Source organism: Draconibacterium mangrovi, assembly GCF_010586825.1.
Taxonomy (GTDB): Bacteria; Bacteroidota; Bacteroidia; order Bacteroidales; family Prolixibacteraceae; genus Draconibacterium; species Draconibacterium mangrovi.
Window position 1 is genome coordinate 223,217 of sequence record NZ_JAAAGB010000005.1, and the last position, 23,512, is coordinate 246,728.

Consider the following 23,512-nt stretch of genomic DNA (forward strand, 5'->3'; position numbering starts at 1 on the left):
GTAAATCAGTCCTGCTTCCGACTTTGTGCTAATGTAAGCATAAAAATAAAAACGGGAAACAGAAAGGCATTCTGTTCCCCTTAATTCGAATCAACTAAACTAAACTTGCTTGCTTATTCCCTGAGTTATTTTAAAGTCGAACTCAGGTTTACAGTTCTATGGTAATTTCTTCTCCTGTATAGTTTACTGTTTTTACATTACTTGCTTTACCAAGCATAGCGACCGGTTTATCGCGCGAAACTGTGATGATTCGGAATTCGCGGTTGTTAACCATTTCCGGATATTTGCCGTTTCGAGTGCCAATAACCAGGCTGTTATCACTTTCTGAATACGTAAATTCGATAGTACTGAAGGCGCCACCTTCGTATGCGTAAGTTGTACCTTCATCTTCGTACAATTTAAACGAAGCATCTTTTCCGGTGTACACATAAATATCGATCGGTGCACCTTTTTTCTCGTCGGTGTACTGAATTTCAGGTCCTACAGGAATGATAGAACCTTCGCGTACAAACAGCGGCATTCTTTCGTAAGGCGCTTCCACGCTCAATTTCTGGCCACCTGCAAGGAATTCACCTGTGTATAAATTGTACCATCCACCGTTGTTCGGGAAGTATACATCGCGTTTTGTTGCATTGTATTCGTAAACCGGGCAAACCAGCAACGATTGACCAAACATAAACTGATCGCCAATATTCAACACGCGGCGGTCGTCTGAAAAATCCATTGCCAAACCACGCATTATTGTGTAATCGTCGTGATAAACTGCACCGGTTAAACTGTAAATGTATGGCATTAAACGGTAGCGCAATTTGTTATAGTACAACATCGATTTATACGCAGGATGATTTTCAGGGGCAATGTTGTAAATCTCGCGGTACGGATACTGGCCGTGTACCCTGAACAACGGTGCAAAAGCTCCGAACTGGTACCAGCGGGTATTCAACTCGCGCCATTCATTCATTGCTTCGCTGCCTTCGGTGGCACGCTCAAATTTCTTTTGTACACAGAAACCGCCAATGTCCATTGTCCAGTAGGGGAGTCCAGACATTGAGAAGTTGATACCCGCGGAAATCTGAGCTTTCATATCTTCCCAGGTAGTGCCAATGTCGCCACTCCAGGTAGTTGTTCCGTAACGTTGCATACCTGCAAAACCTGACCGGGTAAGAATAAACACACGGTCTTTCGGATTTTCTTCGCGCTGACCTTCGTAAATTCCTTTGGCGTTCATCAGTGCAAAGGCGTTAAAATATTGGGTTGATGATCCCAAAGCAGTCGGGTTCATCAACGCTTTTCTATAATCCATGCTGGCATTCGACAATACATCAGGTTCTGTTGCATCGAGCCACCACGAGTCAATTCCCATTGAGAATAAGTGCTCGTTAATCTGTTCCCAGAATAGTTTTCTTGCTCCTTCGCTGTAGGCATCGTAGAACGAACCAATGTAACCCGGATAAATCCAATCACGGATACTGTCGTTAATAGCTTGTTTATACATCCAGCCATTTTTGTCGAATTCATTGTAATGCTCGGTTCCCAAATAAAATTTAGGCCACACGGAAATCAAGATTCGTGCATGGTTGTCGTGCACCATATCGATCATTCCTTTTGCATCAGGGAAACGTGCTTTATCGAACTCCTGGCTTCCCCATTTGTCAACTTCCCAGTACGACCAGTCCTGAACGATGTTGTCGATAGGAATTTCTCTTTTTCTGAATTCTTTCAAAGTGCTTTCCAGTTCTTCCTGTGTTTTGTAGCGTTCGCGACTTTGCCAGAAACCCATCGACCATTTTGGCATTACCTGTGCTTTTCCGGTAATTGTACGGTAGCGGCTGATCACATCGTCCATGCTGTTTCCTTTCATGAAATAGTAATCGATCTGATCACCCATTTCAGAGTAAAAAGAGATGTCGTCCTGTAATTCAGGAGCAACCGGCGATAATGCTTTTAATCCGATGTACGAAACACCACCATCAGGAATCCAGTCCAGTTTTACGTGGTATTTTTCACCGGCTTTCATATCGTACTGGAATTTAGCCACCGATGGATTCCATGCTGTCCTCCATTTATCGGCCATTAATTCGCCATTTACCCAGATTTTTGTGTAACCTGCATAATACAACAGGAAGCGGAATACTCCACTTTCTTCCGGTTGAATGTCGCCTTCCCAAACAATACGGGCGTGATTAAAATCAAAGCCTTCCGGAAAGTTCTCAATTGTTTCCAGGTTTTCGTAATCGATGGTTGACTCAACACGGCTCGTGAAAACGTGATCGTTTTCGTTATTATCGATGTAAGTAGCAGTTAACCCACCTTCTTTTCCATCGGCATCGAATAGTTTGAACTGATCGATCTGACCATAAGGACGAGGATCGCCAAAACGCGATAACGAGTAATTGTCCCACAATAAACCGTAGTTTTTTGTTGATACAACAAATGGTACCGAAACTTTTGTGTTGTACTGAAATAGCTCCTCGTTTTTGCCTTTGTAGTTCATTTCGTCGGCCTGGTGTTGCCCAAGTCCGTACAAAGCTTCATCGTCTGACGATTCGAAAACCTGACGGGTTGAATAAGCACTTATGCCATCAACTTCAATCGGTTCGAACCATTTTCCTCCGTTTCCCTTTTCCTCAAGAATTGGATTTCCATTCTCATCCAGAAAATCGATTTCGCCGGTTTCTGTTGATACCTTAACTTTTGTTTTTGCTGTTGAAATGATGAGGTAGTCGTCATTTTCTTCAACTACAAAAGGAACAGTTTCGTTTTGAGGTAGTGCAATAAGACTTTCCTTGGTTGAAAATGTTTTTGTGGCGCTTGCCGACACCTTGATGATCTCGTCGTTTACGGGTGTGATCTTAATGGCCTGTGCCTGTTGTTTGCCGGCTTGCTGAGGGTAAACAATTACGGCTTCTCCTGTTTGCTCCCAGTTGGTTGTAGAACAAGAGATTGCGAATATACTTAGCAGAACTGCTATAAAAATTTTATTCATTATTGTAGCGTGTTAATTTGTGCTATATTTTGATGATTGATCTCTTCTTTTTTATTCGTTCATAATTGCCTTAACGGCCACTATTCGGGTTTGTTACTTTGCTTGTAAATTTAAAATGGATACGAACCGTCGGCAGCTCCTTTTATTAGGCTATTGTACGAAAGCGTATCGATAATTTCATAACTGTTCCGGTCGATTAAACCGTTGTCCCAACAAAATGGTACCAGTCCATTGTTTTTGGCTTTTCGGGCAACTGTTTCCATAAAATAGGCCCGTGATTCATTGTGTTTCTCTTGCCATCCTTCAGGATACATCGACAGATCGCGGTAGATGCTTCCAAATTCGCCCAAAATTACAGGAATTCCGTTGTCTACCAATTTGGCTTTCATTTTTTGGAACTGCGATTCCACCACATCTTCTTCGCCCCAATTGGCATTGCGGTCGTCGGCGCCTTCAACATGGTTCGGTTCGCCCCAGAAATAGAACATTTTTCCCCAGCTTGCATCTTCATCCAATCCACAGAAATTCCAGGGTGTATAATAGTGCACTTCGGCCAATAAACGATCTTCAACCCGGTCGGTTGGCATCGTCATAAACTGGTCGGCTTTATCAATATCGGTATTTGGTGCCTGAATGATCAGGTTACGGTAAGCGTTTCTTCCTCCGGTTGAGCGAACTGCATCAACAAAGGTTTGCATGTACACGTTCAATACATCAACATTTTTCTGCTCATCTGCATTTGGTTCGTTGGCTCCGGCAAAAATCAGGTGCTCGTTGTAATCGCGGAACCTTATGGCAATCTGTTTCCAGATAATTTCTAGTTTGTTGTTTACTGCTTCCTGGTTCTCCGGAATGCAGTTTTGTTCCATCCAGCCTCCATCCCAGTGGATGTTCAGAATGGCATAAAGATCATTGTCGATACAATAATCGACTACTTCCTGTACGCGGTCGAGCCACGATTCTTTTATTTTGTAAGAAGTTTGGTCTTCCAGATACCGGTCCCATGCACAGGGCAAACGAACGGCACTAAATCCTGCATTTTTAACAGCAGCCATTAATTCGTTTGTAGCCTTTGGGTTTCCCCAGGAGGTTTCGCCACCAATTGCTTCCAGGGTATTTACCATGTTCCAGCCCACTTGTATTTGCGAGGCCAGTGCTATGGCATTACTATTCATTCCGGTCATATCGGCGGCAATTGAATCCGGATTTTCAGGATCTATACTTTCAGGTTCTTTTGCTTCCTGTGTTACTGCAATTGTAATTGTTGAAACATCTTCAGCAGAGATGCTAATAGTGGCCGTTCTTTCTTCTTCAACGGTGTTGGCTTCGGCACTGATATTAATGGTAGCGTTGTTTTTGCTGGTTTGCAAGGCCGAGGTACACCACGACGCATTGCTGCTGATGTTCCAAGTGGTATTCGACGTGATTGAAATCGTTTCGGTGCCACCGTTCTGATCAAAGTTCAAACTCAGAGGAGTTGCCGATAATTCAGGAGTAAAATCATCGGGAGGGTTTACGGGGCTGTCATCATCGCCACACGATCCCAGTGTAACGACAAAAAGTAAGAGTAATAATCGAACAGTTAGCTTCATGCTGATAATAATAGATAGTGGTTTTTATTCTAAAAATGTAATAAAACCTACGGAGTGTAAAAGCTCCGCAGGTTAATTGTTGTTAGTACAATTCAATTTTATCAATGGTTGCGGTAACGGCCTCCATGTCGCTTATGTCGGCTCCCATTCCTGCAACGTCGATTACAAATACAACTACACCTTCTGCTGCTGTTCCCGGAGCATACGAAACGGTATAAGTTCCATCGCCGTTAACGGTAATAACGTCTCCGTTTCCGTTCGGATTCCAGTCAGAATCGGCATAATACATCGATGTGTTATAACTTCCTGCAGCGCCTTCGTTTAAGGTCACTCCGCTTAAAGTGAAAGTAACATTGATGCTATTGTTAAACGCTATTTCGCTTTTGTCAAGTCCCGGATCAGAAACGGTACTTCCATACTCGTTAAATATTTCTAATCGGAGGTTGCCGTTGCTTTCCAAATCGCCAATTACCAGCTTGCTGTTATCGAATGCAACTTCGGTTCCCTGTGGTTCTTCGCCGCCGTCGCCACCTGCTCCTGGCACAAGATGATAGGCCATGTATTCGGGTTTATCGGAACTAATTGCACCAACCCACATTCCGGTAACATTTCCGGCCGGATCTTTTTCAATTTGCAGAATACGTAGCTGATTGTTGGCATCAGCAGCAAAACTTGCCCAGCCAATTAATGTAAATGAAGGAACTGTTACATCGAATGAGTAAATACCTTTTTCATCAATCGAATACGTTCCGGCAGTTTCTGTTCCGTCAGGCGTTACAAAAACCACTGAGTTATCGGCAGAATTCATTGTCATCGAAAAGTTGCCATACACATCGGTGTCAGGTGTTCCCAGCCAATCAGGGTAATCTTCAGGAGCTTGCCAGCCGTTCATCATCGAACCGTCGAGGTTTGCCCAATCCAGTGGATTACTTTCTGAAAGTTTCCAAACAATATTGGTGTTTACAGTTTGGGAAATATCTTCCTGCCATCCATCGGGTAATGTTGGTTCCGGATCTTCAGTTACTTCAGGTACCCAACTGTCGGCATATTCCTGGCTGATGTAGTTGTATACCAACAAACATGGTCCTTCGCCTGATAATGCTTCATCACGAAGTGCGGCCAGCTGCATTGTATTTTCAGTAAGCGACATTATTCTCAGAGCGCCCCAGTTTACAACCTGTCCGTCGCGGCCTTCGTCGTGTAACGGAGCGGCATCGGTCATGCTCAGTGTTTTTGCATCAGCATCCAGGAAGTAAGTTCCCTGTTCAGATCCTCTTGATGAAATCATCAGGTGATCGGCCGAAACATTAGCTCCACCAATCAGATCGAAAGTCATGGTTCCGTAATCGCCCTGACCCATTAGCCAAGAGTTGCCCGGCCAGTCAGGATTCCAGTTCCAGCAGTCGGCGCCGTAACATCCGGCATCGCCACCGGCTAACCAGCCGTTTTCAGTTCCGTAGAAATAAAGCGGGCCTCCAAAATATTTACTTACTCCATTCTCATCAAGGTCGAGTAACCATGTTTTTGAATTACCAACACCACCTGAAAGCATTTCCCAAAGCGGGTCGTTCACATAATTCAGGTTCATGGTGGTTAATGTTAACTTGAACGTATCGGCCTGAACATAACCGCCCGGGCTTTCAACACCGTAAACAAACTTGTAGTCACCTGAGAAAGGAAGTTTTACTGTATCTTCTAATGCAGTAGTGCGTCCCATTGGTGTTTGCCAAAGTGGTGTAACATTGGGTGTAAGACTTTCGAGAATGATCATGTTCGGATCATCCGGATTTTGGGTGATGCTGTAATTCAGCTGATCTTTTGTTAAAATATCACTCATCGAGTAATCTTCAGGTTGACAGGCGGTAAAAGCCAGAATCAATCCTAAAAGAGCTGTATATAGATTGAATTTTTTTGTTCTCATCTGTTTAGTTTTTAAAAGTTCCAACCTGGATTTTGAATTAATACACCATCCGATAAACTAATCTGACTTTGTGGAATCATTTGAAATCCTCTTGTTTCAGTAAAGTTTTGTTTCGAAATAACTTTTGTCATTTCAGCACCACCGTCTAATACTCTGGTGTTTACTGCAAGCGCATCGCCGGCAGCGTCGAGTCCCTGACGTAAAAGATCCCAGTAACGAATTCCTTCAAAGGCGAATTCGAGACGACGTTCTTTCAAAATATTTGCTTCTGATACTGCAATGCTGCCCAATCCTGCACGTTCACGAACCTGATCGAAATAGGTTTGAGCATTTGTGCTTCCCAGCTCAGCAGCCATTAATAATACATCGGCATAACGCATTACCACGTAATCCTGGAATTGACCGATCATAAAGTTTGAAGCACCGTTGGCTTCAGGAATCGAATGACCGTCGGGATACGACATTGGCGTGTACTTTTTAATCGCATATCCGGTGTACTCGCGTTGGTCTGAATTATCGAAATCCAAGCCTTCTTCGGCAACTGCGATAATCGATGCTGTTTTACGGGCATCGGTTTCCTGGTAAGTATTGTACAATGCAGGAAGCACAGTACCGGCACCCCAGCCTTGTCCGTAAGGAGAGAACGACTGCGTGCGTAGTCCGTACATTACCATCCAGTGGTTACCATCGGTATTTCCGTTATAATCGGAAGTGATGTTGTATTTCACTGAAAATACAGTTTCGGCGTTGTCTTTACCGGCGTAAGTAGTTACCAAATCGTCGCCGGCTTCGTTAACTGTTGTAGAAGCCGCCGGCCAAAGATTTTTGAATTCTTCGATCAATGAATAATTTCCGCTGGCAATAACATCTTCCAATCCCTGAAGTACTTCTGCTTTTGTTACTCCCGGAAGATCGGTACCGTAAAAACCGGTGTAAAACAGGTAAACACGCGCTAACATGGCTTTTGCAGCCCATTTGTTGACACGGCCCGGACTAACAGTTTCGGCACCATTGGCAGCAGCAAACTGTAAATCTTCGGCAATTACCTGGTAAGTTGCTGCAGGATCAGACTGCGGAATATTATCGTTCGAAGGCTCGGTTAAAAGCGGAATACGCTCAAACAAACGAACCATATCGAAATAAGAGTAAGCTCTCAGGAATCTGGCTTCAGATTCTACGGCGTTACGGGCAGCTTCGTCACCATCCCATTCAATCTGATCCATTTTCTGAATCAGAACATTGGTACGGTAAATCGCTTTGTAATACGCTTTCCATGTATCGTTAAACAAGTCAACATCGCCGGGTGAACGGGAAATATCAGATTCATCGAGTAACTGATAGTTATAGCTGTCGACATAACCGGTACCTCCAAAACAGTTGTCAGACAAAACCTCAGAAACAACCGGGAAGGCTACACCATTGGCATAAATAACCTGAACACCGTCGTAGCAACCTACCAGTGCCATATCGGCATCGGCTTTGGTTTTATAAAAGTTCGCATCAGTAAGCGAAGTAATTGGCTCGCTATCTAAAAAGCTTTCAGAACACGAAGCCAGTAAAATGGCTGCAAAAGCCGCTATATATATTTTAAGTTTATTCATAATTCTTTCCCTCCGTTTTTAAAATTTTACGTTTACACCAACAAGGAAGGTTCTCGGACGTGGGTAATACCCAAGGTCGACACCTGCCGAACCGTTTTCAACTCCGTAACCAATTTCCGGGTCCATTCCGTTGTACTTGGTAAAAGTGAAAGCGTTTTGAACAGAACCGTAAACCCTGAACTGGCTCAGGTAATTGCTATTAATCAGTTTTGAGAAGTCGTAACCCATCGTGATGTTACTGATACGCAAAAAGTCGCCGTCTTTGATAAAAATATCAGAGAACAGGTAGTTAATGTTGGTTTCAGTTACACGAGGAATTGTAGTTGATGTTCCTTCTCCGTGCCAGCGATTCAGAATTTCGGTGGTATAATTGCTTTTGGCATTGGTGTGGTTGCGGTACGACTGAACCAGTTGGTTACCGACAACACCGTTGGCCGACAATGAGAAATCAAATTCTTTATAATCGAAGCCTAAATTAAATCCAAAAGTGTAATCCGGATTCGGATCACCGATCATTACTTTATCAGCGTCATTAATAGTACCGTCGCCATTCTGGTCGATATAACGCAGGTCGCCAGGTTGTGCAGATGGTTGAATAACTGCTCCGCTTGAACTGGTGTTCGAGCTTACTTCTTCAACATTCTGGAAAATACCATCGGTTTCCCATCCCCAGAAATATCCGATAGGATAACCGGTTTCGGCGCGGTGGTAGAATTCGAGGGAGTTATCGTATAACATATTTGTTAAACCGTGCACGATTCCGTCGGAAGTTGGTACATCGGTCACTTCGTTTTTGTTATAAGCAATGTTACCGCTTACGTAGTATCTGAAATCGCCGATGTTGCTGTTCCACGACAGTGCAAGTTCAACACCGGTGTTTTTTACGTTACCTCCGTTAATGTATGGAGCATTGGCACCGGCAGTAGCCAAAATCGGTGCTTCAAGCAACCAGTCTTTTGTGCTTTTGTTGTACCAGTCGAAATTAATACCCAGTTTGCTGTCGATCATTCGGGCATCGAAACCAAGGTTGGTTTGTTCTGATGTTTCCCAGATTAAGCTTGGGTTAGCCAAACGACTTGGGTAAGCTCCCGGAGTATTTCCGGAGGCATCGAAATCGGCCGTACCAAAGTAATAGTTGGTATTTGATGTAGTAATAGGTGCCAAATATTGCCATGCACCAATGCTTTGGTTACCAACCTGTCCCCAGCTGGCTCGTAGTTTAAAGAAATCGAGCACATTACTGGTTGATTCCATAAAGTCTTCGTTCGACATTACCCATCCTAACGATACCGACGGGAAGTTACCCCAGCGATTGCTTTCTTCGAATTTCGAAGAACCATCGCGACGGAATGTAGCGTTGAATAGGTATTTTTCCTGGTAGTTGTAACTTAAGCGGCCAAAATACGAAAGTAGCATTGATTCATCGAATGGCCCGCCGCCGTATCCTAATAAAGTAAGGTCGGTATTGGTAGTATTATCGATATAAGCATGATCAAGATCTGAAATAATCAGGTCGGAGTTACTGGCATTTACCCACGAACCGCGGTTGCGGTAAGCAGAAGTACCAACCATTGCCGAGAATGAATGATCGTTAATGCTGTAATCGTAAGTTAAAATGTTATCCCAGGTTAAGGCTAAACCTTTACTCATACTTTGGCTGGAGCCGTCGTGTAAGCGGAATGCGTAAACCGATAGTTCATAAGCAGGTCGGTAAGAACGACCTTCGCTAACGTAATAATCAAAACCTAATGTGGTTTTATATTTCAGATTTTTGAGTGGCTGAAATTCAAAATAAATATCACCAAAAACTTTTTGGTTATTGTTTTTGCTTTGGTTATTCAACATCATTTCTGCGTACGGGTTGCTTTCTCCAATTGCCCATGGTTCCCACACTTCGCCATTATACATTACATTGGCACCTTCGGTATTGTTAAGGTAGTTGCCATCGTCGTCGTACATAGGCAGGAAAGGACTAACACCAAATGCGCCGCGCAGTGTATTATTGTACTGGTTTCCAACACCGATTCCGTTGCTTTCAACATAACTCATGGTAAGATGCTGACCAACTTTCAGAAAACCTTCGTACAATTTATGTTCTGAATTGATACGTAAATTGTAACGTTCGTAATCCGAAACATCAGGTCCGCCTACAATTCCTTCCTGTTCAGTGTACGACATTGAAACAGAGTAGGTAGAATTATCATTTCCACCATTTATCCCCAGGTTGTAGTTTTGCGTAACTGCATTTTCGTAAAACATTTCATCCATCCAGTCGGTACCTTCACCCATAGCAGCTATCTCGTCGGCAGTGAAATAGGGAACTTTACCCGAATTGATGGCTGTTTCGTTCATGATAACTGCATATTCTTTCGAATTCAGCAGATCAACTTTACGAGCCGGATTTTGAATTCCATAATAAGCATCGAACGAAATTTGTGCTTTCCCTTTTGAACCCGATTTGGTAGTAATAAGTACAACACCGTTTGCTGCCTGCGAACCGTAAATGGCTGCCGAGGCGGCATCTTTTAATACGTCGATACTTTCGATGTCGGCGTTGTTCAAATACGAAATGTCTCCGGTTTGAACACCGTCAACTACATAAAGCGGTCCTGAATTCCCGATGGTACCCAAACCACGAATGGTAACTTTTAAACCGGCACCCGGCTGGCCCGAGGTAGACGTAATTTGTACCCCAGGAGTTTGTCCCTGTAATGCTTGTAAAGCACTGGTGGTATTTCTTTTCTGAAGATCTTCACCGTTTACCTGAACGGTGGCACCGGTCAATAATTTCTTTTTCTGTACACCGTAACCCACCACTACAACTTCTTCCAAACCAACAACGTCGGGCTCTAAAGCAATGGTGAAATTGGTTTTTCCGACAACCGGAATTTGTTGAGCAACAAATCCTACAAAAGATACCAGCAGGACATCTTCTTCGTTAACTGTCAGATTAAAAGTTCCGTCGATTGAAGTAACCGTTCCGCTTGTAGTTCCCTGTACGAAAATTGAAACACCGGGAAGAGTTTCACCGGTTTCAGCTTCGGTAACTGTCCCTGAGATTTGTTTCTCATTGGATTGGGCCAGCGCTTGATTTGCAAATAAAATAGTCAAAACCAACAAGATAGTACTGAATAGCACTTTTGCTAATTTTGCTACGGAGTTTAACGAAAAACTCCAGCAACTGCATGTCTTGTTCATACGAATAGATTTAATTTATTAAAGTTTATTGTTTGCGATCAGCTTTTCTGATTTTCATCTTCCTGCCGATTAAAATTTAGTATGGCGTAAAAGTAGAATGGAAGAGAAGGTAAAGCCTGCAAAAATGTTTTGGTTGTGTGTTCAATTTATACATAGCTACTGTGCAGAATGTTAAAAATAGGTGATTGTTTTGTAAATTGGGTATTTTGGAAATAGCTGTTAATGGGCTGGTATGTGTGTTGTTAGGGCTTGTTGGTTTGTGTCGTTATTTGAAGAGTTTTTAATGTATTGGGGAAGTAAGTATCCGGCTTATTTACTTGCCTGATGGTTGAATAATGAGGTAGAATCTGAATTCGTGTAATTTGGTTGTGAAACCCGAATTTAGTATTTTGACAAACCTGAGTATTAGAAATGGTTCGATAACAAACGACAAGTGGCAATACTAAAATTAACGAAGAGTTTTTAGTCTCTGACAAATATTTGACAATCCTCATTATTGTACTTCTGATTTTGATCCGGATATGAATATTGGCAAAAGATATAATTGCTTTAAGAACTCCTTTTATCCAAACCAACATAAAGCTCCCAAAGAAGGAGGTTTATGCTAAACCTGTTTAATATGTATTGTACCCTAGAGTGTAATAAGTTGTTTTATAGGAGAAATGCAGATGATCAAAAAAAAATCTGTTTTTTTCCATTGTGTCATTTAAACGTATTGAGATATTTGTAGTCTAAGCCGCATCCTGATTTTGTAATCACAGTTAAATTGATGTTTTCATACTCAGGAGGCTTTAATGCGAAATTTCGATTAATTAAATTTATAAAAACTAAAAAATGAAAAACCTGATCTTGTTGACTATTTTTCTATTTGGAGTGTCTGCTTTTTCTTTCGGTCAAAATGCTGATAAAGTAACCCGCCAACCTGTTATCGATATGCATGTTCATGTTTCAAAGGTGAGGCCTGGTTCAGGTCCTTTGTGCCCCTGGTTTTTAAGCGATATGCCCGGCGCCGATCCGCAAGAAGAATTTGGCTTCGGACAAGTTATGAATTCTGATTGCCTGGATCCGCTTCCCGCAGCAGCCACCGACGAAGAGATGAAGAATGAGATTACCGGTCGGATAAAAGAAATGAACATGACCATGGTTTGTTTTGGCGATCCCGGAGTTATACGTAGCTGGATGGCCGAAGTACCTGAAGGCAGAATCATTCCCGGAATAAGCCCGGGACAATTGACCGTTGAGCAATTCCGCGATTCACTGGAAAGTGGTTTTTATAAATATATGTCTGAGGTTGCACCTCAGTATCAGGGAATGTCGCCAAGCGATATGTCGCTCGACCCTTATTTTGCCGTTGCTGAAGAACTGGGTATTCCTGCCGGAATTCATATGGGAACCGGAGGCAATGGAATGACAAACATTAATAACCCTAAATATCGTGCATCTCTTGGAGATCCTTTCCTTTTGGAAGACCTGCTGGCACGTCATCCTAAACTGAAGGTTTGTGTTCAGCACGCCGGTTACCCCATGATCGACAACATGCTTGCTTTGATGGGAGCCAATGCGTATGTATATGTTGATATTTCGGGAATGATATGGAGTTACCCGCTCGACGATGTAAAGGAATATATCAGAAGGCTGGTACAGGCCGGATTTGGTAAACGTATTATGTACGGAACCGATTTTATGACCTGGCCACGCATGATAGAAACGTCGATGGGAGTGATTGAACACGCACAATTTTTATCAGATGACCAGAAAAGAGATATTCTCTTTAACAATGCAGCCCGCTTTTTCAGAATGGATAACAGCGATTTCGATTGGCCTGAAAAATTATAAATCCGACCGCGTTTATAAACGCCATGGTCAGGTTAGTTAGATAGAAGATCCGGTTTTGGCCGGATCTTCCAAAGATATTAAACCAATAAACTAAAAAAATGAAGAAAAAACTTTTCCTTGCACTATTTTGCTTTTTTGTAGTTCTGGGATCCAATGCCCAGGAATTGGCAAATTTTATGGGACGCACGCCAGTACTTTCTCCTGAGTTTGGAGAAAAGACTGTTACTTTCCGAATAGCAGCGCCCGATGCCAAGTTAGTACGCCTCTATGGCTCGTGGATGGAAGCCCGAAATTCATCTGTTAACATGATGAAAGATACCGCCGGTGTTTGGTCGGTAAGTGTTCCAACTCCATCGTCCGAACTGTATACCTACAACTTTATAGTTGACGGTTTGGTGGTTAACGATTCCCGCAACGTGTTTATGCAGCGCGATGGAACCCGTTACTTAAGTGTGTTGCTTGTTCCGGGCGAACACACTGAGAACTACTTTGAGGCCAATGAACACGGAAATCTTTCAAAAGTTTGGTACGATTCGCCAACAATTGGCACAAAGCGCCGAATGTTTGTTTATACGCCATACGGTTACGAAACAAGTGGCGAAGATTATCCGGTGTTATACTTGCTGCACGGTGGTGGTGGCGACGAAGACGCGTGGAGTACTATGGGACGTGCCCGTCAGATTTTGGATAACCTGATTGATAAAGGGCTGGCAAAACCAATGATTTGTGTAATGCCAAACGGAAACCCCGGGCAGCAGGCTGCAAAAACTCAGCTACTCGAAGAAAAGCCATTCGACAGGAGAGATCCCGAGAATGCCGACCTGTATGTTAAAAGTATTGTAACCGATATCATTCCTTATATCGAGAGTCATTACCGGGTTATTGGAAAACCTGAAGCCCGCGCAGTTTCCGGACTGTCGATGGGAGGTGGACATACGCTTGCGGTTACTCGTTTATTTCCGGGTACATTCGATTACATCTGCCCGCTGAGTATTGGTGTGCGGGGAGATGCAGCTGATATCGACAAACAATTCCAGGCAGTAAAACAAGGTGGCTATAAATTATACTGGTTTGCATGTGGCGAAAGCGATTTCCTTTGGGAAATGGCTAAAGAAATGGATGCTGCCTTAACCCGAAACGGGCTGGAACATACTTTTTATGTTACCGATGGTGGCCATACATGGGCAAACTGGAGAAAGTACCTGAATACCTTTGCTCCACTTTTATTCAGATAAATAATATTAATCAACAAATTACAATTCTAAAAAAATGAAAAAATATACAATTTTAATCATAGCACTGTTTGTTTGTGTAGGTGCTTTTGCCCAGGAAATAGGCAACTTTATGGGCCGCGAACCTATTGTTTCGCCCGAAATTGGAAAAGAGACTATCACTTTCCGCTTTTCCGCTCCTTATGCCGACGATGTTAAACTTACTGGTGGTTTTGCGCCTTTACAAAAAGTAGAAACTTCGTTTGGTACCATGGATATGCCGGGAAATATTGATATGGTAAAAGGCGAAAACAGTTTGTGGTCGGTTACCGTTCCAATGCCCGAACCCGAACTTTATACCTACAGTTTTATTGTTGACGGAGTGAGTGTAAACGATCCCAACAACATTTTTATGCAACGCGATGGCACTCGTTACCTCAGTGTTCTGCTGGTTCCGGGAGAACTAACTGAAAATTACTTTGAAGCCAACGAACGTGGTAATCTTAACCAGGTTTGGTACGATTCGCCAACTTTGGGAATGACACGCCGTTTGTTTGTTTATACACCTTACGGATATGCCGACAGCAAAGACAAATACCCGGTGCTTTACCTGTTGCATGGTGCCGGTGGCGACGAAGATGCATGGAGTACCATGGGGCGTACCTGTCAAATTTTGGATAACCTGATTGAAAAAGGATTGGCAAAACCAATGATCTGTGTGATGCCGAATGGTAACCCAACTCAGTATGCTGCCCGTACCTTAATGATCGATGAAAAACCGGTTGATCGCAATAATCCGGAAATGGGAATGATGGGGAATCTTTATCCGAAAAGTATTGTGGAAGATATCGTTCCGTTTATTGAAAAAACATACAAGGTAGATGCTCGTCCAAAATCAAGAGCCATTGCCGGTCTTTCAATGGGTGGAGGACATACAATTACCACCTCTTTAATGTATCCCGGTTTTTTCGATTATATCTGCCCTTTAAGTATGGGGATTGGTATGCGATTCGGAAATGATAATACTGATCAGGAGGAGATCATGAAAAATTACGAAACGCAGTTTAAAGCACTTAAAAAAGAAGGTTACAAATTGTACTTTTTGGCTTGTGGAGACACCGATTTCCTTTTCGAATCAGCAAAAACACTGGATAAAATGCTTACCGATACCGGATGCGAGCATACATTTTATGTAACTCCGGGCGGACATACCTGGTCGAACTGGCGGATTTACCTGAATACTTTTGCACCACTGCTGTTCAAATAAAATACTAACCAAAACCATAAAATTATGAAGACTAACAGAAGAAACTTTTTTCAAACCATGGGAGCGGGAGCTGCCGGATTTGGCCTGGTTTCAGCACTTCCGCTTGCTTCATGTGCAGTCCCGGCTGAATCGGAAGCTGCTGACGATGACGAGCAAATACTTTTTATTGGCGACGATATTGCCATTGCCAATACCGCTTACGGAAAAGTAAAAGGTTTTATACTTCGCGGAATAACACAGTTTCGCGGTATTCCTTACGGCGCTGATACCGGTGGCAAAAACCGTTTTATGCCTCCGCAAAAACCGGAACCATGGGATGACATTAAACCTGCAGTGTGGTGGGGAAATACAGCGCCGCAGTTAATGGACGGCCGTTATGGCAACGCTTATTCTTCGTTTGTTGACCACTGGAATTACGATGATGTAAGCGAAGATTGTTTGAAACTAAATGTGTGGACACCGGCTCTTGATGCCAACAAACGCCCTGTTATTGTGTGGTTGCATGGTGGCGGTTATACCAACGGAAATGGTATTGAGCAGGATGGATACATGGGCGAAAACCTTAGCCGAAAAGGCGATATTGTTTTTGTTTCGATCAACCACCGCCTGGGACCGATCGGTTTTTCTGACCTCTCGGGAGTAGGTGGCGAAAAATACAAAGACTCAGGAAACGTTGGTGCACTCGATATGGTAGCCGCACTGGAATGGGTGAACCAGAATATCGCCAATTTTGGTGGCGACCCGGTCAATGTTACCATTATGGGCCAGTCGGGAGGAGGAGCAAAAGTATGTACCGTTGCCGCCATGCCTGCAGCAAAAGGATTGGTGCATAAAGCTGTTCCGCTGAGTGGTTCAACTACCGAGGGCATGAATCAGGGTTATGCACAAAAACTTGGAGAATACGTATTAAAAGAAGCCGGTTTACAAGCTTCGGAAATTGATAAACTACAGGAAATTCCCTGGAAGGAATATATTCTTATTGCCAACAGAGCCAGTCAGAAAATGCGGGAAGAGGAAGGTGGAAGCGGATTGATGCGTATAGGATTTGCCCCGGTGGCTGACGGAGTAAACATTCCAAAAGGAACATTTTATTCCGAAGCTAATGGTGTTTCTTCCGATGTACCAATGCTGATCTGTACAACTTTCCACGAGTGGGGAATGGCACGGACAATGCCCGAAATGGAAAAAATAACAGCTGATGAAGCTAAAGAAATGTTGAAGGACCGTGCAGGTTTCAGAGGGGGCTTGGGCGACAAAGCACCGGAAGTGTACGATGCATATGCAAAAGTATTTCCAGATGCCAAACCAATTGAAATTATGACGCTGGTAGCCAGTAACCGGAAGGGTGCGGTAGAAACAGCAACAGCTAAAAGTAATCAGCAAGCCCCGGTTTACATGGCCTGGTTTGGATGGGAACCACCGTTGTTTAACAACCGCATGCGGGCCTTCCACTGTCTCGATATTTGTTTCTGGTTCTACAACACCGACCTGATGTTAACGCACACAGGCGGTGGCGCACGACCAAGAAAATTGTCAGAAAAAATGTCGGATGCCTTGCTTGCATTTATGAAAACCGGCGACCCGAATTGTAATACGTTGCCGGAGTGGCCAACATTCACTGTTGAAAACGGGGAGCTTATGATCCTTGATGATGTATGTGAAGCGAAAAACGATCCGGATCGCGAAGCAAGAGAATTATTGTAAACGAATATTGAGTTTAACCAATTATTTTATTTCTGTTAATGCAGGGGGAATTTTTCTCCCTGTATTTTAATTATAAACAACTTACAATGAGCAGACTTGTACTCTTGATTTTTATTTTGTTGAGTTCTTCTGTATTTGCACAATCGATTCAAAAAGGGCCTTACACGGTTACGGAAATAGCAAAAAGCGTTTACCACTTTGAAGATGGTAACGACAGTAATCCTCCCGGACTTGTTTTGAATGACGATGGACAAATGAAGAGCATGAACAATTGCTCTGATATGTATTTAATTGTTGGGACCGAAAAAGCACTGCTGATTGATCTTTCCAATACTGTGAAATGGGACAGTACTGCCACCGAATCGCTACGGTTGCTGGTATATGAGCGAGTTGGTGACAAAAAGTTTTATATCACAATTACGCATAACCATGGTGATCATTTAGGAATGCTACCGGCTTTTGTTGATGATGAGAATGCCAGTTTCTGGATACCAAAAGAAGAATTTAAAGGAAAGGACATTTTCCCTGTAGGCAGAACTACTTTTTTCCCTGAAAATGCATCTATTGATCTGGGAGGAGGATTTGTGATTAACACAACTGAAGTACCGGGACACACAGCCCATTCAACGCTATTTTTTCTGAAAGATAAAGACCTTGTTTTTTCGGGAGATGCAAATGGATCCGGAACCGGAGTTTGGCTTTTCAACGAAGAAAGTTTTTATACTTATAAAGCTGCGATTAATAAACTGATTGCTTACATCGAAAATCCGGCTAATCATATCGATCTGGAAAAATTACGCATTCACGGAGGACATGCCTGGCAAAGTGCAGAACTGGGCCAACTCACTTCTCAGTATATTTACGATATGCAAACGCTAATGCAGGAAATGGCAAAAGGACAGGTGAAAACAGAACCCATGTCTTCTTCATTCCTCAAATTTCTGGATACTAATTTTAAGTACGGAACAGCTACAATTACATGGAATAAGGAGGCAGCCGAACGATATTCAAATTCAGATTAGGAATAGGTGGATCAATATTGCTACTTATCATTTAAAGAATATTCTCAAAATATCTTCTCTAACATATAAATTAAAGGCTTGGAAAATTTGGATATAAAAATATTTTCCACTTGCTTTACTGGAAAATATATTCATTAGAATATTTTCCTGCTCAATGGATGTAAGAGAAAAAATATTGTCAACGGCAACAGAAGAGTTTTTAAAAAATGGCATAAAATGTATGTCGGTGCAAAAGCTTGTGGAGCCACTCGGAATTTCAACAAAAACATTTTACAAGTATTTCAAGAATAAAGAGGAACTACTTGAGGAGGTTTTGACATCGCTTTACATTCAGCAGTTTAAGGTATTAAAAGAAGACTCGAACACCGAGAATCCGATTCATCTGTTATTGCAAATCTGGTCGACGGCTTTTCTGCGCGAGAATAATGTGAATTATCAATTCTACAACGATTTGCAGTACTACTATCCTGAAGTTGAAAGCAGAGTTGAAAGAAAGGTGGGAGAGGATTTCTGGACAGAGTTTCGGCAGCTGATAAACAGGGGAATTGAAAATGATCTATTTCTGAAAAACAGCCAGCCGGATGTGGTATTGGAAGCCATTTCTGTGCTGTACTCCGTTGCTGTAAAAACCGAACAATTCGGGAAGTTTGGATTGTCTCCTAAAATCATTTTTCAGAATACCCTGGCTGTTCTTATTCGCGGAATTTGCACTGCCAAAGGTCTTGATGATTTCGAAAAATATAATCAATCAATTTTTGCTAATAACCAGAGTTCGATAACATCAAATTGAATTATAAATTTTAAAACTAAACTTATGAAAACGATGAAAATTCTTTTGACGTCTTTATTTTTTCTTGCCGTTACATTCGCAACAATGGCACAGGATACAACTACTGATTATTTTGCCGGCGACTGGAACGTTATGGTGAAAGGTACTCCAAACGGTGATGCGGAAATGGTGATGCATCTGGAGCGGGTTGATGGAAAACTTGTTGGCGAAATGCGGGTGGAAGGTCTTGATCCATCGAAGTTTCGTGATGTTACGGAAAAAGAAACGGAAATTACAGTTTCTTATTTCGCGATGGGATACGATATAAGTATAAACCTGAAAAAGGTTGATGAGAATAACCTGAAAGGAAGTTTATTGGGCATGTTTGATGCAACCGGCGAAAGAAAATTGGACTAGTTGTTTCAATTCGATAAATAATATAGAACACTGAAACTTATGAGAAAAATAGCACAAAAGCGTGTTGCTCACATTTTAAAAACAGTACTTTTCTCTGTACTTCTCCTATCGTTTCTGACTGGGGCGGCCCAGGATACGGAAATGGATAAATTTGTTGACGACCTGATGTCGAAAATGACCTTGCAGGAAAAACTGGGACAGATCAATTTATCATCCGGAAATGTCGGTGCTATTCTTGCTGGCGGCGGAGGTCTGGAGGAATCCATAAAGAAAGGCGAAATCGGTGCAACCGGCGGTTTTACGTTTGGAGCCATAAAAGGTTCGCAGGAGGCTGCTCAGGAATCGCGTTTAAAAATCCCCTTACTTATTGGTTTAGACGTGATTCATGGTCACACAACAATTTTTCCAATCCCGCTGGGTTTGTCGTGTACCTGGAATACACAGCTGATCGAAAAAAGTGCGCGTATTGCCGCTACCGAAGCCAGTGCTTCAGGAGTTTGCTGGACCTACTCGCCAATGGTTGACATTTCACGTGATCCACGTTGGGGACGCGTTTCTGAAGGATCGGGCGAAGATCCATGGTGGGGGGCGCAGGTAGCAAAAGCCATGATTCGTGGTTACCAGGGCGACGACCTTTCAAAAAGTAATACGATAATGGCTTGTGTGAAACACTTTGCGTTATATGGTGCTGCCGAAGCCGGTCGCGATTATAACACGGTTGACATGGGACATTTGACCATGTTCAATCATTATTTGCCGCCTTACAAAGCCGCTTTCGATGAAGGAGCAGGTAGTGCGATGTCGTCATTTAATGTAATCGACAATGTGCCGGCAACAGGAAACAAGTGGTTAATGACAGAGGTACTTCGAAATCAGTGGGAATTTGATGGTTTTGTAGTTACTGATTATACCGCTATAAACGAAATGACTAACCATGGTTTGGGAGATTTAAAAGCGGTTTCCGCTCTTGCATTAAAAGCCGGAATCGACATGGATATGCAAGGTGATGGCTTTATCGGAACATTGGAAGAATCATTAAATGATGGTTCGGTTACAATGGCTGATATTGACAGGGCTTGTAAATTGGTTTTGGAAGCCAAATACAAACTGGGATTGTTTGATAATCCTTACAACTATTTGGATGAAAGTCGTGCCGCAAAAGAATTGTTAGCGCCGGAACATTTGGCTGCTGCTCGCGAAATTGCAGCTCATTCAATGGTTCTGTTGAAAAACGAGAACCAAACTTTACCACTGAGAAAGGAAGGAAAAATAGCAGTTGTAGGGCCACTGGCTACTGCCAAAGCTGATTTGTTGGGCGCCTGGGTGATGGTTCGCGAAGAAAGTGTGATCTCTTCAGTTGTTGAAGGAATTAAAAATGTTGGTGGCGAGAACGTGGAAGTGGTTACCGCAAAAGGAGCTAATATAACCGATGATCCTTATTTGAAACAAGGTTTGGTATCGCCGTACGCAGCTTACATGGGAGTAAAAATGGAAGAAGAAACCCGCACTGCGCAGGAAATGATTGATGAGGCACTGGAAGTTTCGTCGGACGCAGATGTAATTGTTGCGGTTTTGGGCGAGTCGGCTGCCATGTCAGGAGAAGCTTCAAGCCGTGCCGATATTAGCATTCCCGAAAGTCAGCGCGATTTGTTAAAGGCGCTATTAAAAACAGAAAAGCCGGTGGTTTTGGTTTTGGTAAATGGTCGTCCGCTTACCATTCAGTGGGAAAGCGAAAATGTACCTGCAATTCTGGAAGCCTGGGCACCGGGCTCAGCGGGCGGAAATGCCATTGCAGATGTATTGTTTGGCGACTACAATCCTGCAGGAAAACTGACCATGACCTTCCCGCGCAGTGTAGGACAAATTCCGGTTTATTACAATTCTTTAAATACAGGCCGCCCTTTCGATGCGGTTAATAAGTTTACATCGAAATACCTCGATATTCCAAATGATCCACTCTTTCCTTTCGGTTATGGTTTAAGTTATACAACCTTTGAGTACGGTGATATTCGTTTGAACAAAACAGCGCTTAATGGTGAGGAAAAATTGCTCGCAACAGTAACGTTAACCAATACCGGCGACAAAGCAGGCGAGGAAGTTGTTCAATTGTATATTGGCGATCCGGTGGCCAGCATTTCGCGCCCGGTAAAAGAACTGAAAAACTTTCAGAAAGTGATGCTTCAGCCGGGTGAGAAAAAAGATGTAACTTTTGAAGTTACCACAGAAGATTTAAAATTCTATAATTCTGATCTGAATTATGATTGGGAATCTGGCGAATTTAAGCTATTCATTGGAACATCATCGGCTGATGTTAAGACATCATCTTTTGTTTGGAATAAATAAAATTCACTGGAATTTAATGACATAAATGAAAACATGAAAGGAGCTAAAGCTCCTTTTTGTTTTTATTACAATAAGCTGTCTCATTTGCTCGAAGTATTTGTATATTTGGCTGAATAAAATAAAAACCAGGTAATACGAGTCCTGAGCCTAATCGCAAAACGGGCTATAAAAAATTTAAACCGATGAAAAAGGTCACACTACTTTTTACTTTACTACTATTCATTTTTGGTTTGTCAAATGCACAAACCAGCTCTATCTTAAAGTCGCACAAACTGGAACAAATGCCTCCGGAAAGCGCCGGTATTTCTGTTGAGCGTTTAGCACGAATCGATAAAATGTGTGAAGAGGAAGTTGCCAATGGTAATCTCCCGGGAATTGTGTCGTTGGTTGCACGTAACGGAAAGATCGTTCACTGGAAAGCATACGGAGTTGCCAACGCTGCCGGAGATAAAATGGAACGCGATGCTATTTTCCGTATCGCTTCGCAAACAAAAGCCATTACATCAACAGCAGTAATGATGCTGTGGGAGGAAGGCAAATTTCAACTTGATGATCCGATTTCGAAATACATTCCTGAGTTTAAAGGTCAGCAGGTTCTTACCAATTTCAGATACATCGACACTACCTGGACAGGAGTACCTGTAAAAAATGAAATTACCATTCGTCATTTGTTATCGCATACTTCGGGGATTGGTTATGGCGTAATAGATAGCGATGAACGTTTTCAGATGTTATACAAAAAAGCCGGAGTGACCGACCTGTTTACCACGGAAAATATTACGATTGAAGAGAGTGTGAAAAAACTGGCGAAAATGCCTTTGCATCACGAACCTGGTGCGCAGTTTACTTACAGCGAAGGATTGGATGTGTTGGGATATTTCATCGAGATCGTTTCGGGAATGCCATTCGATAAGTACCTGAAAACACATATTTTCGATCCGCTGGAAATGGAAGACACCTGGTTTTACCAGCCCAAAAACAATATCGATCGTGTAGTTGATGTTCAGCACCCGGTTAACGGTGGATGGGAAAAATATCCGGTAACTTTTTACGATACCGATTACCCCGTAAAAGGAGCCAAAACATTTTTCTCGGGAGGAGCCGGTTTGTCCAGCACTGCAAAAGACTATGCCATTTTTCTGCAGATGTACCTAAACGGTGGAGAATATAACGGAGTGCGTTTGTTGAGCCGGACCACAGTCGATCTTATTCTTTCGAATCAGATTGGTGAAGTTTGGGGTGATTCCGATACTAAATTCGGGTTGGCTTTTGAGCTGTTAACAGCAAAAGGACAGCATAAAGGCGGTATGGGAAGCATGGGAACTTTTAACTGGGGTGGTTACTTTAATACCCAGTATTTTGCCGATCCTGAAGAAAACGTAATTGGTATAATTATGAAACAAACACAAGGTCCGGTTAACGATGTTACCGGTTGGAAATTTCGCCAGTTGGTATTTCAAACCATTGATGATTAGCGCTTAAAAGAAAGCCGAAAATATAAATTTGAAAAGCAGTAAACAGATCTCTTGAAAGGTCTTTTTACTGCTTTTTTTATGGGTATAACATCCGTTTTTCGATTATTAAACAACTTGTTAAGTGCGTGTTAACACTTCTTTCGTTGTACATATTGTTCATTTAAATTTGT

The 23,512-nt window shown here is 42.6% G+C and carries 14 protein-coding genes; 9 read left to right on the forward strand and 5 right to left on the reverse strand.

The window, feature by feature from the left end; translation table 11 throughout:
- Positions 1-148: 148 nt before the first annotated feature.
- From G4420_RS14425 to G4420_RS14445, 5 genes are all read right to left on the reverse strand, one after another.
- Complete coding sequence (locus G4420_RS14425) at positions 149-2,986, reverse strand: TIM-barrel domain-containing protein (protein ID WP_163324608.1); 2,838 nt, start codon at positions 2,984-2,986, stop codon at positions 149-151.
- 110 nt (positions 2,987-3,096) lie between these two features.
- Positions 3,097-4,578 carry a cellulase family glycosylhydrolase gene (locus G4420_RS14430; protein WP_204273700.1) on the reverse strand — a complete coding sequence of 494 codons (1,482 nt, stop codon included), beginning with the start codon at positions 4,576-4,578 and terminating at the stop codon, positions 3,097-3,099.
- Between the two features lie 82 nt (positions 4,579-4,660).
- Positions 4,661-6,499, reverse strand: a complete 1,839-nt coding sequence (locus G4420_RS14435) for a hypothetical protein (protein ID WP_163324610.1) — start codon at positions 6,497-6,499, stop codon at positions 4,661-4,663.
- Between the two features lie 11 nt (positions 6,500-6,510).
- Positions 6,511-8,100 (reverse strand): RagB/SusD family nutrient uptake outer membrane protein, encoded by a 1,590-nt coding sequence (locus tag G4420_RS14440; RefSeq protein ID WP_163324612.1) that lies wholly within the window; start codon positions 8,098-8,100, stop codon positions 6,511-6,513.
- Between the two features lie 18 nt (positions 8,101-8,118).
- On the reverse strand, positions 8,119-11,298 hold the full coding sequence (locus G4420_RS14445; RefSeq protein WP_163324614.1) for a SusC/RagA family TonB-linked outer membrane protein: 3,180 nt from the start codon (positions 11,296-11,298) through the stop codon (positions 8,119-8,121).
- Positions 11,299-12,132: 834 nt separating this feature from the next.
- On the opposite strand from G4420_RS14445, the gene G4420_RS14450 reads away from it, so the two are divergent.
- The 9 genes from G4420_RS14450 (at position 12,133) to G4420_RS14490 (ending at position 23,342) form a co-directional block, all read left to right on the forward strand.
- A complete protein-coding gene (locus G4420_RS14450) occupies positions 12,133-13,134 on the forward strand; it encodes an amidohydrolase family protein (RefSeq protein WP_163324616.1) in 1,002 nt (333 codons plus the stop codon).
- A 98-nt stretch (positions 13,135-13,232) separates the two neighbouring features.
- Positions 13,233-14,369, forward strand: coding sequence for an alpha/beta hydrolase-fold protein (locus G4420_RS14455; RefSeq protein ID WP_163324618.1), 1,137 nt, complete (start codon positions 13,233-13,235; stop codon positions 14,367-14,369).
- A gap of 34 nt (positions 14,370-14,403) precedes the next feature.
- Positions 14,404-15,612 carry an esterase gene (locus tag G4420_RS14460; RefSeq protein ID WP_163324620.1) on the forward strand — a complete coding sequence of 403 codons (1,209 nt, stop codon included), beginning with the start codon at positions 14,404-14,406 and terminating at the stop codon, positions 15,610-15,612.
- Positions 15,613-15,636: 24 nt separating this feature from the next.
- The gene (locus G4420_RS14465; protein ID WP_163324622.1) at positions 15,637-17,316 is read left to right on the forward strand and encodes a carboxylesterase/lipase family protein; all 1,680 of its coding nucleotides are present in this window, start codon (positions 15,637-15,639) and stop codon (positions 17,314-17,316) included.
- Positions 17,317-17,402: 86 nt separating this feature from the next.
- Positions 17,403-18,338, forward strand: a complete 936-nt coding sequence (locus G4420_RS14470) for an MBL fold metallo-hydrolase (RefSeq protein ID WP_163324624.1) — start codon at positions 17,403-17,405, stop codon at positions 18,336-18,338.
- 154 nt (positions 18,339-18,492) lie between these two features.
- The gene (locus tag G4420_RS14475) at positions 18,493-19,128 is read left to right on the forward strand and encodes a TetR/AcrR family transcriptional regulator (protein WP_163324626.1); all 636 of its coding nucleotides are present in this window, start codon (positions 18,493-18,495) and stop codon (positions 19,126-19,128) included.
- Positions 19,129-19,152: 24 nt separating this feature from the next.
- On the forward strand, positions 19,153-19,524 hold the full coding sequence (locus G4420_RS14480; RefSeq protein ID WP_163324628.1) for a hypothetical protein: 372 nt from the start codon (positions 19,153-19,155) through the stop codon (positions 19,522-19,524).
- Positions 19,525-19,563: 39 nt separating this feature from the next.
- On the forward strand, positions 19,564-21,867 hold the full coding sequence (bglX, locus tag G4420_RS14485; RefSeq protein WP_163324629.1) for a beta-glucosidase BglX: 2,304 nt from the start codon (positions 19,564-19,566) through the stop codon (positions 21,865-21,867).
- A gap of 182 nt (positions 21,868-22,049) precedes the next feature.
- Positions 22,050-23,342, forward strand: coding sequence for a serine hydrolase domain-containing protein (locus G4420_RS14490; RefSeq protein ID WP_163324631.1), 1,293 nt, complete (start codon positions 22,050-22,052; stop codon positions 23,340-23,342).
- Positions 23,343-23,512 lie beyond the last annotated feature (170 nt).